Genomic DNA, 15,244 nt, shown 5'->3' with positions numbered 1-15,244 from the left:
CATACACTGTTACTTCGCATATTCAATTGCTCTCGTCTCACGAACAACTGTCACTTTGATATGACCCGGATATTGTAGTTCATCCTCAATCTGATTTTTAATATCTCTCGCTAAGCGATGAGATTTTAAATCATCTATTTCTTCTGGTGATACAATCACGCGTATTTCACGACCTGCTTGTATAGCAAAAGCTTTTTCCACGCCATCATAACTTTCAGAGATGTCCTCTAATCGTTCTAAACGTTTAATATAATTCTCTAACGTTTCTTTTCTAGCGCCAGGTCTTGCAGCTGATAAAGCATCTGCAGCAGCGACTAAAATAGATATAATCGATGTCGGTTCAACCTCTCCATGGTGTGAATGAATTGCATTGATGACCGTCTCAGGTTCGCCATATTTTTTAGCTAATTCGACACCAATTTCAACATGGCTTCCTTCAACTTCGTGATCAATCGCTTTACCAATATCGTGTAATAAACCAGCTCTTTTAGCCAGTGTTACATCTTCGTTCAATTCTGCAGCGAGCATTCCAGATAAATATGCTACTTCAATAGAATGTTTAAGCACATTTTGTCCATAACTTGTTCGATAATGCATACGCCCTAAAATTTTAACGAGATCAGGATGCATATTATGAATATTTAATTCAAATGTTGCATGTTCACCTGCATCACGAATAATTTCATCGACTTCTCGTCTTGCTTTTTCTACCATATCTTCAATACGCCCTGGATGAATACGACCGTCAGAAACAAGGTTGATTAACGCTGTTTTGGCGATTTCTCTTCGAATAGGATCAAAACCTGATAAAATTACCGCTTCAGGTGTATCATCAATGATTAAATCAATACCCGTTAATGTTTCTAATGTACGAATATTTCTACCTTCACGACCGATGATACGTCCTTTCATCTCGTCATTAGGTAAGTTAACAACTGACACTGTTGACTCTGAAGTATGATCAGCAGCAAAACGTTGCACTGTCGTAGCGAGTAATTCTTTTGCTTTTTGGTTTACTTTTTCTTTAGCTTCACGCTCTTTTTCTTTAACAAGTACTGCAATATCTTGTGACAACTCTTCTTCTACACGTTCCAATTGCTCTTTACGTGCTTCTTCTTGTGTGAGACCGGAGATGCGTTCTAATTCTTGTTCGTGCTTCATTATTATTGATTGAACACTACTCTCTTTTGCGTCTACTTGTTGTTGTCTTTCTTCAAGTTTAGATTCTTTTTGCTCTAAAATCTCATCCTTTTTATCGAGTAGATCAGATTTTCGCTCCAAGTTCTCCTCTTTTTGAAGAAGTCGGGATTCTTGCCTTTGAAGCTCTCCACGTCGTTCCCTTAGTTCGCTTTCGATGCGCTCTCTTAGAACTTGGTTTTCTTCTTTAGCTTCGATTAATTTCTCTTTTTTAAGATTCTCTGCTTCTTTGTTTGCTTGTTCAATAATATCTTTAGCAGTACGTTTGGCTTGTGACTGCTTTTGATATATTAAATTCTGGGCGATTAAATACCCTACAACAACTCCTAGAATTATACCCAGCAAAATGAGTAAGAGGCTTAATAAATTCACACAAACACCTCCTTTTTCTAGGATTTCGTTCTGTATGTTAACCAATCTATATGATTATATGACTAAAAATAAGAATCATACAAGTTCAATTGTACGTTTTGAACAATGAAAAATCAAGGTATCCAACACTATTGAATAAAAAAGATGATACATTTCAAAACGAAAAATCATCATGATATCATATTCTATTTGAAATTTTGTTGCAATTAGCCTTTCCAAAACAAAAAGTGAAACCGAATCTCATTTTGATTTAGATCCATGTTTCACTTTTAATTTTATATCGAAATACGATTATTCATCAAATAATGTTTGTGGCTCTTCTTGCTCTTTTTCTTCCACATCACCGTCAAAAATACCTAATTTTTCACGGAGTTTTCGATCGATTTCATCTTCTAATTGTGGGTTTTCTTTTAAGAATTGTTTGACATTCTCTTTACCTTGGCCCATACGTTCGCCGTTATAAGAATACCATGCACCAGATTTGTCTACAATGTCATATTGCACACCTAAATCAATTAATTCACCTTCACGAGAGATACCTTGACCATACATGATATCGACTTCAGCAACTTTAAATGGTGGTGCTACTTTATTCTTCACGACTTTGATTTTCGTACGGTTACCTACGATGTCTTGGCCTTGTTTCAATTGTTCTGCACGTCTTACTTCTAAGCGGACAGAACTGTAGAATTTCAACGCACGACCACCTGGCGTCGTTTCAGGATTACCGAACATAACACCTACTTTTTCACGAATTTGGTTAATGAAAATTGCAGTCGTATTTGATTTTGAAATGGCTGCTGAAAGTTTACGTAATGCTTGAGACATAAGACGCGCTTGTAAACCTACATGTGTATCACCCATTTCACCTTCGATTTCTGCTTTAGGTGTTAAGGCTGCAACAGAGTCCACAATAACAATGTCCACGGCGCCACTTCTAACGAACGCTTCAGCAATTTCTAAACCTTGTTCACCGTGGTCAGGTTGAGAAAGGTATAGATTATCGATATCCACACCGAGCGCTTCAGCATAGACAGGATCCAACGCATGTTCAGCATCGATAAACGCAGCAATACCGCCATTTTTTTGCACTTCAGCAATCGCGTGCAACGCTACAGTCGTTTTACCAGAACTTTCAGGGCCATAAACTTCAATAATACGACCTTTTGGATAGCCGCCAACCCCTAATGCATGATCCAATGTAACAGAACCTGTTGAAACACTAGAAACACGGCGATCTTTATTTTCACCTAGTTTCATAACGGCACCTTTACCGAATGACTTTTCCATATTTTTTATTACTGTGTCGAGTGCTTTTTGACGTTCATTATCCAATATAGGACCCCCTAATAAATAAAAATTTCCTTTTAATTTAATTCTACTATACATGCTTCCAATTAAAATTACAAGCATTTTGCGAATATTTGTTCGCTATTTTGTGATTTAAATACTAACAAAATAGAACGCATGTGCTTGTGTTTTGCTCAAAACCATATAATATTAGTGCTGTTTTAGTTCATTTAGCCATGCAATCAGTACATAATTTTGACTTCGATCACGTTGTAAATTTCTGTGATGACTCATTTTAAATGTTTCAACTCGGAAGTGATTATGATCTAGAAAACCAATATAGATTGTATTGCCATGTGAAAGAAGGCTCATCGCCTGTTCAGTGTCATATAAAGATTGCACAAATACTGCTGATGCATATAATTGGTTCTCAATTGTAGCTGTTTCATCTACAAATTGAGGATGATGCATCATATACCCTTTTAATAGATGTGTTTGATCCTCTTTTTTTAATCTAGAGTAAAGTAAACCTTCTGTCACTTGATCATATATCGCAAATGATTTCTTTTGTAACGCCATAACAGCGCGCTCAGGTGTCGTGTCATTGGAACCATAATAATAACGACCCATTCGACTTAATATTTCATCTTTTATCGGCGCTATTAACTGTTGACTCGCTTTTTCATCATCCGCGCTTGCTGTCAATCTGATTGTGACTTCGTGCGTACCTGCAAGTGGTGCAATTGTTGGGTTTGTTTGCGCATCGATTAAGTCAAGTAATTCTGTTTCAACTTGTGATTCACCTATCCCACAAAAACGTAACACTTCAGAGAAAATTGTTTTTCCACCTTGTGAAAAGTAAGGCATGAGTTCATTCACGACCATCGGTTGCATTTCTTTCGGTGGTCCTGGTAGCATAACAATGTGCTTATTATTTTCATTCAAATAAATACCAGGCGCCATCCCTACACGATTGGGTAACACTTTTGCACCTTCAATCACAAGTGCTTGCTGCTTATTATTCGGCGTCATTTCTTTTTCATGTTGCTTGAAATAATCTTCAATGTAATTGAGCGCTTCTTGATCTGTTACGAGTTTTTTATTTAAAACAGTTGCAACCGTTTGTTTTGTTAAATCATCTTTTGTGGGTCCTAAACCACCCGTGAAAATTAGTGCATCATATTGCTCTATCGCTCTTTTTATGACAGTTTCAAGTCTTTTTTCATTGTCACCGACCACGATATGCTCCAAGACATGATGACCTGCTTCATTCAACTTTTGTGATAAAAATTGAGCATTCGTATTTGTAATTTGGCCTAAAAGTAACTCTGACCCTACTGCGATAATACAGACTTTCATAATATTGCCTTCTTTCTGCCTACAAAATCTTATTCACAACTTTATTATAGCTTGATATCCCTTTGAAATGGAACTAAACCGTTTTTGTTTTACAGAATAATCCTTTTCAACTAAGTCTTCATTACAGAAGACTTGATCCATATATGAGCTTGTTGTTACAAGCAAAATAAAAGAAGAGTAAAACAAACAGCCCAATTCAACATTGTTCTCTTTGTTTCACTCTTAAAAGTTTATTCATCCTTGAGGTAATCATAAAATTAAGCTTTTTTATCTTGTAAAAAAACATCTCTACCTTTATAGAAATACTCAATACCTGATAAAATTGTAAAAAAGACACCAATATACAATAATATTTGACCTAAAGAAAAACCAATCCACTGGCTCAAAGGTTCACCTAGTAAAATGAAAACTAAGGCAACCATCGTTACTGCCGTTTTAATTTTTCCAAGTTGACCTGCCGCACTAACAAAGCCTTGTTCAATTTGTAAGAGTCTCAATCCTGTCACCGCAAACTCACGTGCAATAACGATGATGGCAACGACAGAATTCGTCAATCCAAGTTCTACTAAAACAACTAAAGCTGCAGAAACAAGAAGTTTATCAGCAAGTGGATCTAGAAATTTCCCCATATTTGTTACAATTTGCCATTTACGTGCTAAATAGCCGTCTAAAAAATCACTTAATGATGCGATGATAAAAATGATTCCACTAATTAAAAATTCAATTCGAATCGAGTGTCCCCCTATGAAAGAAACATTTCCCATTCCAAAATCAACAAGTGCAAACAACATAAATATTGGAATTAAGATGACTCGAAACAATGTGATCTGGTTAGGTATATTCATAATTATTCCTCTCTCCACTTATCTGTTTCTCTTATTGCTATTATAGCACAATGGTTAATAGCCCCCAAAGTACAGCTGTAATACCAATCAGCATACCAATAATAATCGCAACTTTTTTCGGTTGCACATCTGAATTAGAAAATACTAATGCATCTTGATTTTGTGAGATTTGTTGTAAAATATCATGGGCTTGGTGTGTCATGGAAGGCAACTCTTCTTTATGCTTATCCATGAGTAATGAACCATCAACATTCACGGATTGCGCATATTTTTGTATAAAACCTCGTATATGATTGGGATGTTCAAATTGCTCAAATTGGTTGCGTTCAATGGCAACTAATGTTTGTCGCTGAATTTGTGTTCTTTTTTCTAATTCAGCTAAAGTCATTCCTAAACCTTCTCTTTTACTTTGCAGTACTTCACCGATTGTTTTCAACTTGTGCTCTCCTCCAAACGTTAGAACGAACCAAAACCATCACCAAAGCCGTCTCCGAAACCACCAAATGTATCTCCAAAATCTAAGTTATTTTTACTTCTAACGGTTTGCTTTTTCATTTCTTCATATTCGATGGTCTGATTTTCTTCGGTTCTTAATTCAATAATATAATCAAAATCATCCATAATATAATCGCTTGCTTCAACAAATAAATCAGGATGTTCAACGACTTTTACTGATGGCAACGTCATGACTTCTTTAACAAGCTCTTGGTGCTTTGGATTTGTTTCTCTTGCAGTAACCGCACCATCAATAATATACACATGATCTTTATCGTATTCACCTTTAATTAGTGAACTACGAACCGTTTGTTTAATTAAAGTTGAACTGATGAATAACCATCTCTTATGCGCAGATACACTGCCAGCTACAATAGATTCCGTTTTACCAACACGTGGCATACCTCGAATCCCAATTAATTTATGACCTTCTTCTTTAAATAATTCAGCCATAAAATCAACGAGTAAACCTAAATCGTCTCTTTCAAAACGAAATATTTTTTTATTATGCTCATCTTGTTTTACAAAACGGCCATGTCTCACAGCAAGCCTGTCTTTTAATTCTGGCTCACGCAAGACTCTCAGAGAAATGTCATCAATTTCTTTAAGTAAAGTTTCAAAGCGTTTTACTTTCTCTTCACTATCGGATCTAATAATAAAAGCACGAATGGACTTATCAATACCGTTAATTGCACCAATATTAATTCCCATCATCCCAAGTAAACTTGAAATATCACCTAACAAACCTGCTCTATTAATATTGATACTATACTCTAGATACCATTCCCTCTTTTCACGTGTAATCATGAAAAACCCCCTTGCAACGCTTGCCTATACGTTATTTATTCATATTATAGCAAATTAACAATACCAGCTACCATTAATACGTTGAACTGTACCCGTAATGCTTTTCGCCTCAGAAGATAGTAAGTATTGCGTTGCATGTGCAATTTCTGTTGGGTCTATCCATCGGTGCTGTGGCAATGATTCGAGTAAATCCTCACGCGCTTCTTCTGATAACGCGTCCGTCATACGTCCTGCAACAACGCCCGGCGCAATCGCATTCACTGTCACGTTCGTTCGAGATAATTCCTGTCCGAGTGCTTTGACAAATCCAATTTGCGCTGCTTTCATAGAGGAATATATGGTTTCAAAACTCGCTCCCATTTCACCCCAAATAGATGAAATGACGATAATACGCCCATTCTCACTTTGTCGCAATTGATCTACAAAAAATTGGGACATTTTAATAAAATGAAATACATGCACCATATAAGCATCGTGAATTTGCTGATCTGTCATATCTTGGAGCATGCCAAATAAACTTTGTCCACTCGTATAAATTAACACATCTAAATTTTGAATAAATTTTAATTTTTCTTCAAGTTGAATGGATTTTGTCAAGTCGAGTTGCACAAATTGAACCGGCTGGTTTTCGTACATTGTGACCAACTCATCAATAGATGTATTATGATAAGTCACTATAACTTCATAGCCACGTGAAAGAAGGTCATGCGTAATTGCACGACCTATATTGCCCGATCCACCAACAACTAAAGCTTTCACGATTTTTCCATCTCCAATCGACTATCGACTATCGCATCTAATTGAACACGTTTTTTAATAGTCGCATTCATCGTTTCTAGCGTAATACCTTCAATGATTTCCAACAATTCAAATAAACTAACACCATCAAAATAAAACTTTGTAGATTGATTCGCAATATATTCAGGGGCATTTAAACTTGAAATATACTCCCCTATAAATTGACGTTTCAATAAATCAAATGCTTTTTGATCTTTGACTTGGCCCATATTTGTTGTTAACTCATCAATCAATAATTTTTTTAATTGCTCAGGTTTTGATGTTGCAGAAGTAATTAATGAAAAACTATATGAGGGTTCTATCACCGTTTGATAATTAAATGTATCATCAATCAAGTCTTGATTAAGTAAGGCTTGGTAGAAATTCGTCTCTTCGCCATAAATCATCTCAAAGAAAAATGACATTTCAATATCTTCTTTAACACGTTGGTGTTCTGTGAAATCATCAACTGGGTGTTTAAGTCCAATCATTAATCGAGGTGATTGAATATGCATGCGCTCACTGACATTAGCCTGGACGACTTCATTACTTTCATTGAGCGGATCTCTTTCAATTTCCGGCTGTGCCTCAATTGCACGTGCATCTTCATGTTGTTTCACCAATTGCCCTATATGTGTCGGTTCAACATCACCAACGACAAATAAAACCATATTTGACGGATGATAAAAAGTTTCATAACAAAGATATAAATCTTCTTTAGTAATTTGATAAATACTTTCGACTGAGCCTGCGATGTCCACTTTAACAGGATGATCATGGTACATTGCGCGTAAAGTATTGAACATTAGGCGATAACCTGGCTGCTCTTGGTACATTTTTATTTCTTCAGCAATAATGCCTTTTTCTTTTTCCACTGATTCTTCAGTAAAATAAGGAGTTTCCACCATTTTCAACAATCTCAAAATATTGTCATCAATGTGATTTGTTGCACTAAATAAGTAACTTGTACGATCAAAGCTCGTAAATGCATTGACTTGCGCATCGTGCTCAGCAAATTCCGTAAACAAGTCGCCTTCTTCTTTTTCAAATAATTTATGTTCTAAAAAATGCGCCACCCCATCGGGTACACTAACAAATTGGTCTGACTGATGTGGTTTGAATCGATGATCAAGCGACCCAAATTGTGTTGTATACGTCACAAATGTTTTTTGAAAATCTTTTTTGGGAATGACAAAAAGGTTGAGTCCGTTTTCTAATGTTGTATGATAAACTGTTTCATCAATTTGCTGATAATACGTATGGTTCATATTAAGCTTCCCCCTTTGTCAAAATATAAATGGTATCTAAATGTGCATTTTGACATAGACGTTGAACATCTTGACGTGTCACCGCTTGAATGCGAGATTCAAATTGAGACTCACTTTCCGGTTCTTTAAGTAACAATTGGTTATGCATCGTTTCAATCATATGCTTAGGTCGGTCTTTTGCTTCTTTACGATTCGATAAAATAATTTTTTTGGCCAATGCCATTTTATCTTCCGTAAAATCTCCTGACTTGAATCTATTGAATGCTTCGATAATCGTTTCTTTTGCGAGTTCATAATCATCAACTGAAACGCCACTTAATACAAATAAGAAGCCATTTTTACCGTCTATTTGCGAATGGATGGAATAGGCTAAACTTTTTTGTTCACGCACTTCATTGAATAATACAGACGAAGGATCGCCACCAAACATCATATTAAAAACAATAAGCGTGTAATAATCAGGCTCACCGTATTGGGTTGGAAATCTAAATCCTATATTTAATTTGGCTTGATCGACTTGATCAGTTTCAACGATTTCCTTTACAGGTTGATCTTGGTTTATATTTTGACCAAATGAAGTTGACGCATATGTAAAAGGTTGAATATTGAACTCAGATTGAATATGTTGTACTGTAGCTTCTTCATCTACGTTACCTACGACGTAAACTGAGCAGTAATCATTTTCTAGCATAGATTGATATGTATGATAAATATCTGTTGCTGATATGTCATCAATATTTGCAAGCTCTCCTGCCGCCATATAACGATAAGGATGATCACCAAACATATGTTTAAGTAACTGCAAGTATGCAAGTTGTGATTTATTGTCCTCAATGGCTCTAAGTTTTTTCTTTAATAAACGCTTTTCTTGCGCTAGAAAGTTTTCATTAAAAGCTTCATGAGAAACAAACGGATTTAAAATGACCTCTTTTAATAAAGCGACACTTTTTTCAAATAAAGGCTCATCATCTAATAGGTAACGTTCATTCACGATTTCTAAACTGATGGTGATCACATGTCGATCTTTATATTTAGATACATAGCTATTCACATAAGCACCGTATAATTCTGACAAATATTGGTTAAATGCTTTATCAGTAGGATAGTTTTGTGTCGCGCGAACTAATAATTTACTCAATAATGCACGTTGTGTCATCGTTTCAACATCTAATGGCGCCATAAATTTAAAAGTCACTGTCGTCGTTTTAAATTTGTGCGTTGACATGACAGAAATTGAATTTGATGGTTCTTGTTGAAGCTGTTTCAAAGCAACTCCTCCTTTTAAAAAACTATAATTATTATGTTATAGACGTTTTCTTATCGTCCGAAACTTCACAAGGCTACTCTTGAAATAGTTTAAAGAGTATAAAATAGGTGTGCCGTCTTCAGTGAAATGAACTTGGCGTAAAAGCATTAATCCATCTTGCGGGTCTGACTCAAGGGCATCTGAGATATAAGGTTCGTAACTAATCGCTTCCATCTCAGTTTCTGCATAAGCAATTTTCTTTTGACTCACTGTCTCAACCGCTTTCAAAATAGAAGTCTGTTGATTATGCGTTCCAAAATGTTCAAATACATTTGTTGCCACCTTGTCTAAACAATAGACAACTGGGTGACCATTAGCCGTTCGAATACGTTCAACAACAGTAATTTGTGATTTAGGTTCGAGGTTCATCACTTTACAATCATCAAGCGATGCTTCTTCTTCATCGAGGCTTAAAAAGACGGTACCATTTTCATAACCTTTATCAGATATCATGCGTCCAATACTCATTAATTCATCTAAAGGATAAAAGAACGGCTGAGGTACTTTAACTCTTGCGCCCTCTTCAAAATTTTGTGTGACAATTTGTTCAGTGACGAGTTCATGAATCGCAACCTGAACGTCATCTGTCTTTACATTACATTTACGTGCAAGTGCCAATAAACCCGGTAAAGATTCACCAGGTTTAATGCGCTCTTCTTCAATTTCTTTAAGTATCCATTCTTTCACAATATTAACGTCAGGATTTACCGACATGTCTTACACCTCTCCATCATTTAAATCAACTAAAATTTGTCTTGGCTTGCTCCCCTTTTGTGGTCCGATGACCTGATTTCGTTCTAGATCATCCATGATTCTCGATGCTCGATTATAACCAATTCGAAACTGGCGTTGTAATAACGAGGTACTTGCTTTTTGTTGCTCAATAACAAATAAATAAGCATCTTTGTATAATGGATCATCACTTTCCATATCCGCTTCATCCACTTGTGCATCTGGCTCCATCTCTTTAACGTAATTCGCTTTTTGTTGTGCGACGACGTATGAAACGATTTTTTGCACTTCATTGTCACTTAAAAATGCACCTTGCACGCGCGTACGCATAGAGCCACCATTTTTAATAAATAACATGTCCCCTTTACCGAGCAGTTTTTCCGCGCCACCACTATCGATAATTGTTCGTGAGTCCGTTTGAGAGCTCACCGCAAACGCGATACGTGATGGAATGTTATTTTTTATTAAACCTGTAATGACATCTACTGAAGGTCGTTGTGTCGCTATAATGAGATGAATACCAGCTGCACGCGCCATTTGTGTGATGCGTGTAATAGCCGTTTCAACATCTTTACCTGCTACCATCATCAAATCTGCAAGTTCATCTACAATTACGACAATATAGGGTAATAATGGTTCTTTTTCATCCAACTCATTATTTTTTTGATTCATTAATGCGTTGTAACCTTCAATATTACGTGTACCTGAATGTTGGAATAAATCATATCTTCTTTCCATTTCTCCAACCACTTTTTCTAATGCTTGTGCCGCTTTATGTGGGTTAGTTACAACGGGAGTTAATAAATGAGGAATTCCATTGTATACATTTAATTCTACCATTTTTGGATCAATCATCATAAGTTTTACTTCATGTGGCTTTGCATTCAATAAAATACTTGTGATAATGCCATTGATACAAACCGATTTCCCACTTCCTGTTGAACCTGCGACTAATAAGTGTGGCATTTTATTAAGTTCTGCAGTAATCGGTTCTCCAGATATATCACGGCCTAATGCTACTTCTAATTTATTTTGTGTTGGGAATTTTTCATCTAATACTTCTTTTAAAGTTACCAACGCAATTTTATTATTAGGTACTTCAATACCGACAGCCGATTTTCCTGGGATAGGTGCCTCAATTCGAATATCTTTTGCCGCTAATGCTAGAGCGATATCGTTATGTAAATTAACGATTCGACTTACTTTCACACCTTGTGCAGGCTGTACCTCATATTGTGTCACAGCTGGACCGATTTTAATTTGCGTCACTTTCGCATTGACACCAAAATTTTTCAAAGTTGTTTCTAACAATCTTCCTTTTCGTTGGACTTCTGCTTTTGAAGTCGTCTGTTGTTGTTTTGGGGCATCTAATAAAGAAAGCGGCGGAAGTTCATACGCATGATTGGCCACCTCGCCCGCTTCAGATATACTGCCTTCAGCATCTGTTTGGTCTGAAGGGATGTCAACATTTTCATCTGCCTGATTAATCCGTTGAATTGGATTAGATTTTGTGTTGTTTTCTTGTTCATTTTTAGATGTTTGATGCCCGACATTCGAAGCCGTTTTATGTCCTAAAATTGGAATTGAAGGATAATCTGTTTGTATTTCATCTTCTGCTGACGAAACCTCTGGAAAATCAGATACGTCTTTGATTTGTTCATTTTTGGATTGTACATCAGCAAGTCGTTTTTGTTCTTTTTTCTCTTGCTTTTGTATGCGTCGTTGCTCTCGATGATGACCATAACGATCATACGCATGTGTTGTCGTCTGTTTAATATTTTCTAATCCAATCTTTGCCACATCTCTATGACGTTTTTTCAATAACAAAACGACACTCGAAATTAATAATATTAATGTGAATATGACGATACCTACGATAGAAATCAATGGCGTTAAAATATTAATAAACATATAGCCAAGCAAACCGCCACCAAAATAGTTAAAACCATCCTTCTCATATGTGTGGTATATATAAGATAAAACAGGCTGACGTCTCGCTGCTGCATTCCCAATCATCATATAGTGCAATTGGGCTACAAATAATAGTGCAATTTGTAAAATGATTGACCCCGTTAACCTTCTTGTTTTAGGTAACTTTCCATTATAAGCAAAAAAACCTGTCCCTAGTAATAACAATAGATAGGTCAGATAACGTGTTACGCCAAACAGATAATTAAAAAAGCTATCAATTGCAATACCCACTAATCCTAATTGAAAAATACCTAAAGTTAAAATAACTACAAAAACAATAGACAAAATAAATCTGAGTGGTGTATCGTTTTGCTTTTTTTTAGAAGTTCGTTTCTTGCTGCGAGACGTTTGTGATTTTCGTTTTTTCGTTTGCGGCATTCATCGTCACCTTCTACTTTCTATTAAATATGTAAAATACCTGTATGATGAAAAAAGCGAATCTACTCTTTAAAATGCGAGTATTTCAAAGAGTAAGATTCGTTTTCTTGTTTGAACATCACACTGGTTTAAACGTTTATATTTCTGAAATCACAGGAATAATCATTGGACGTCTTCGTGTGCTTTCAAAGAGCAGTTTACTTACCTGATCTCTCATGTTTTGTTTCATTTCAGACCACTCAATACGTTTCTCTTGTAATCCCGCTTCCACAATTTCACGCACTTTATCTTCTGCTTCTTTTAATAAAGCTTCACTTTCACGAACATAAACGAAACCTCTTGATTGAATTTCTGGACCGGCTGCAATGCGTCGTTTCTTTGGATCAAGTGTTACGACAGCAATAAAAATACCATCCTCTGCTAACAAATGTCTATCGCGTAAAACAATATTTCCGACATCTCCAACACCGATACCGTCGATTAGAACATTACCAGCATTAACTTTTTCATTTAATGCCATGTCTTCCCCATCAAAATAAATAACATCTCCAGCTTCAGCTAAAAATATCTTTTCTGGGTTGACGCCTGATTCACTAGCGAGTTTAGCGTGACTAATTTGCATTTTAAACTCACCTTGAATCGGTATAAAATATTCCGGCTTCATCATGTTTAACATTAATTTTAATTCTTCCATGCAACCATGACTTGAAGCGTGAATTTTTTTATTATTTGGAATCACATATGCACCCGCACGCGCTAACTCATTAAGTGTATTTGCGATAATCACTTCCATATTGGCAGAAGCTGTAATAGCTAAAAAGACTGAATCGCCTTTTTCAATATTCATGATTTTATGTTTTTGGCGTGCCATCTGACTCAACGCTTCAACTGGCTCACCTTGCATACCTGTTGCAATAATTATGACTTCGTTTTTAGGATAGTTTTCGACTTCACTCATCGGTATTAACAAGTCTTTTGGAATATTAAAATATCCCATTTTACGAGCAATGCTAAATGAACTTTCTAATGAACGGCCTAAAAATGATACTTTTCTATTTAATTTGCTCGCAATATTTAAAACTTGTTGTATACGAATAAAGTTAGAAGCATAACATGAGACAATTAAACGCCCTTTTACTTTTGCAAATGCATCAAACATATGGCTTTCAATGACGTTTTCTGGCGTATTATAACCTGGTTTTTCCGCTTCAGTGGAGTCACTTAAAAGTGCAAAGACACCATTTTCGCCGATTTCTGCCATCTTTTTCATATCCGGGGCATATTGGCCATGTAAACTCTGATCAAACTTAAATTCACCTGTATAAACAATTGCACCGTAAGATGTATGGATACATACACCTAAACTATCCGGAATGCTATGTGTTGTGTTGAAAAATGTCACATTTACACCTTTAAAACGCATCACCGATTCATTATTAACTACATAATATCTAATTTTTTTATTAATTTGACGTGCTTTTAAGTTTTCTTTTACAAGTCCTATTGTTAATTTCGAACCATATACCGGTGCGTCTACTTGTTCTAATACGTATGAAACCGCGCCAATCGCATGTTCATGACCATGTGTTAGAAAAATACCTTTTAATTTATGTTTATTTTCTAATACATATTGAATATCAGGAATCACTATATCGATACCTAACATTTCATCTTCAGGAAACTTTAATCCTGCATCTAACATAAACATTTCATCATCGACTTCAATGATATACATGTTTTTGGCAATTTCTCCTACACCACCTAGCGGTATGATTCGTATATCTTTATTTTTCTTTTTTACTAAATTCAAAATTTTACCTCCTACTCAATATATAGCCCGTCCATTTTACATTCATATTTTATTATAGTTGATTATACAAACTCTGTACACTATTAAAGTGTTACGAGTGGAACAGAAAATGATTTGCTTTCTGCCGCTGAACCCATCAAGCATAACGTATGTTGTCATCGAAATGTTTTTAAAATCATTACAGTGTTGGTGTTTGTATTTGCTTTTGATCAAGTTAGCGCTATCAATGATTTCACCCATAGTTACTTTAAGTTGTTTTTTCGATGTAAATCGAGTAGGAGAATAGCCATTAATTGACTATTCGTCCTCTCACACCACCGAGCGTACGGTTCCGTACTCGGCGGTTCAATATCTTGCGTAAGCCAACTCTGCAAGCTGGGCTAATGGTATCAACCCCCACTTGTAGAGTTGTTTTGTTGTAAGTAAACGATGAACCTCGTACGTGTTCGATAATCGCCAGTACTTTTTGCGAGACTGTGCGATTTTCATTGCACTTCTATGGTCAAGACCGTATTGGCGCAACATCTTATATTTAGTTCTTACTCTTTTCCACCGTTTAAGAATGAGTTGTCTAAGTCGGCGGTTTAACCAGGACTGCGTGGTTTCAATAAATCCTCTGATAAAACCTCTGCCAAAG

General features: G+C 35.9%; 12 protein-coding genes and 1 pseudogene. All 13 read right to left on the bottom strand.

The window, feature by feature from the left end:
* Nucleotides 1-9: 9 nt before the first annotated feature.
* Complete coding sequence (gene rny / locus C1H58_RS00065; protein WP_016424941.1) at nucleotides 10-1,569, bottom strand: ribonuclease Y; 1,560 nt, start codon at nucleotides 1,567-1,569, stop codon at nucleotides 10-12.
* A gap of 291 nt (nucleotides 1,570-1,860) precedes the next feature.
* Complete coding sequence (gene recA / locus C1H58_RS00060; protein ID WP_037559108.1) at nucleotides 1,861-2,904, bottom strand: recombinase RecA; 1,044 nt, start codon at nucleotides 2,902-2,904, stop codon at nucleotides 1,861-1,863.
* Between the two features lie 165 nt (nucleotides 2,905-3,069).
* Entirely contained in the window at nucleotides 3,070-4,218 is a 1,149-nt protein-coding gene (locus tag C1H58_RS00055) for a CinA family nicotinamide mononucleotide deamidase-related protein (protein WP_165544937.1), read from the bottom strand.
* Between the two features lie 257 nt (nucleotides 4,219-4,475).
* On the bottom strand, nucleotides 4,476-5,063 hold the full coding sequence (gene pgsA, locus C1H58_RS00050; protein WP_050345714.1) for a CDP-diacylglycerol--glycerol-3-phosphate 3-phosphatidyltransferase: 588 nt from the start codon (nucleotides 5,061-5,063) through the stop codon (nucleotides 4,476-4,478).
* Nucleotides 5,064-5,103: 40 nt separating this feature from the next.
* Nucleotides 5,104-5,499: a helix-turn-helix domain-containing protein gene (locus tag C1H58_RS00045; protein WP_165544936.1), complete on the bottom strand. Its 396-nt coding sequence runs from the start codon at nucleotides 5,497-5,499 to the stop codon at nucleotides 5,104-5,106.
* Nucleotides 5,500-5,519: 20 nt separating this feature from the next.
* Nucleotides 5,520-6,365, bottom strand: coding sequence for a DUF3388 domain-containing protein (locus C1H58_RS00040; protein WP_050345715.1), 846 nt, complete (start codon nucleotides 6,363-6,365; stop codon nucleotides 5,520-5,522).
* Nucleotides 6,366-6,419: 54 nt separating this feature from the next.
* Entirely contained in the window at nucleotides 6,420-7,124 is a 705-nt protein-coding gene (ymfI, locus tag C1H58_RS00035; protein ID WP_165544935.1) for an elongation factor P 5-aminopentanone reductase, read from the bottom strand.
* A complete protein-coding gene (gene yfmH / locus C1H58_RS00030) occupies nucleotides 7,121-8,410 on the bottom strand; it encodes an EF-P 5-aminopentanol modification-associated protein YfmH (protein WP_060830011.1) in 1,290 nt (429 codons plus the stop codon). The genes ymfI and yfmH overlap by 4 nt, the downstream gene beginning before the upstream one ends.
* A 1-nt stretch (nucleotide 8,411) precedes the next feature.
* A complete protein-coding gene (yfmF, locus tag C1H58_RS00025) occupies nucleotides 8,412-9,677 on the bottom strand; it encodes an EF-P 5-aminopentanol modification-associated protein YfmF (protein ID WP_165544934.1) in 1,266 nt (421 codons plus the stop codon).
* 36 nt (nucleotides 9,678-9,713) lie between these two features.
* Nucleotides 9,714-10,430 carry a GntR family transcriptional regulator gene (locus C1H58_RS00020; protein ID WP_165544933.1) on the bottom strand — a complete coding sequence of 239 codons (717 nt, stop codon included), beginning with the start codon at nucleotides 10,428-10,430 and terminating at the stop codon, nucleotides 9,714-9,716.
* Between the two features lie 3 nt (nucleotides 10,431-10,433).
* On the bottom strand, nucleotides 10,434-12,797 hold the full coding sequence (locus C1H58_RS00015) for a DNA translocase FtsK (RefSeq protein WP_165544932.1): 2,364 nt from the start codon (nucleotides 12,795-12,797) through the stop codon (nucleotides 10,434-10,436).
* Between the two features lie 136 nt (nucleotides 12,798-12,933).
* Nucleotides 12,934-14,607 carry a ribonuclease J2 gene (gene rnjB / locus C1H58_RS00010; RefSeq protein WP_016424930.1) on the bottom strand — a complete coding sequence of 558 codons (1,674 nt, stop codon included), beginning with the start codon at nucleotides 14,605-14,607 and terminating at the stop codon, nucleotides 12,934-12,936.
* 345 nt (nucleotides 14,608-14,952) lie between these two features.
* A pseudogene (locus C1H58_RS12510) lies at nucleotides 14,953-15,244 on the bottom strand (group II intron reverse transcriptase/maturase); the annotation flags it as partial.

Source organism: Staphylococcus sp. 191 (genome assembly GCF_011174885.1).
GTDB classification, from domain to species: domain Bacteria; phylum Bacillota; class Bacilli; order Staphylococcales; family Staphylococcaceae; genus Staphylococcus; species Staphylococcus coagulans.
The sequence above is the reverse complement of the archived record's forward strand: the minus strand, read 5'-3'. Positions and strand labels throughout refer to the sequence as shown.

Excerpts from the sequence above, each read along its gene's own strand:
- C1H58_RS00020 (WP_165544933.1), bottom strand. The coding sequence starts at position 10,430 with ATGTCGGTAAATCCTGACGTTAATATTGTGAAAGAATGGATACTTAAA.
- C1H58_RS00040 (WP_050345715.1), bottom strand. The coding sequence starts at position 6,365 with ATGATTACACGTGAAAAGAGGGAATGGTATCTAGAGTATAGTATCAAT.
- C1H58_RS00055 (WP_165544937.1), bottom strand. The coding sequence starts at position 4,218 with ATGAAAGTCTGTATTATCGCAGTAGGGTCAGAGTTACTTTTAGGCCAA.
- C1H58_RS00015 (WP_165544932.1), bottom strand. The coding sequence starts at position 12,797 with ATGCCGCAAACGAAAAAACGAAAATCACAAACGTCTCGCAGCAAGAAA.
- pgsA (WP_050345714.1), bottom strand. The coding sequence starts at position 5,063 with ATGAATATACCTAACCAGATCACATTGTTTCGAGTCATCTTAATTCCA.
- yfmH (WP_060830011.1), bottom strand. The coding sequence starts at position 8,410 with ATGAACCATACGTATTATCAGCAAATTGATGAAACAGTTTATCATACA.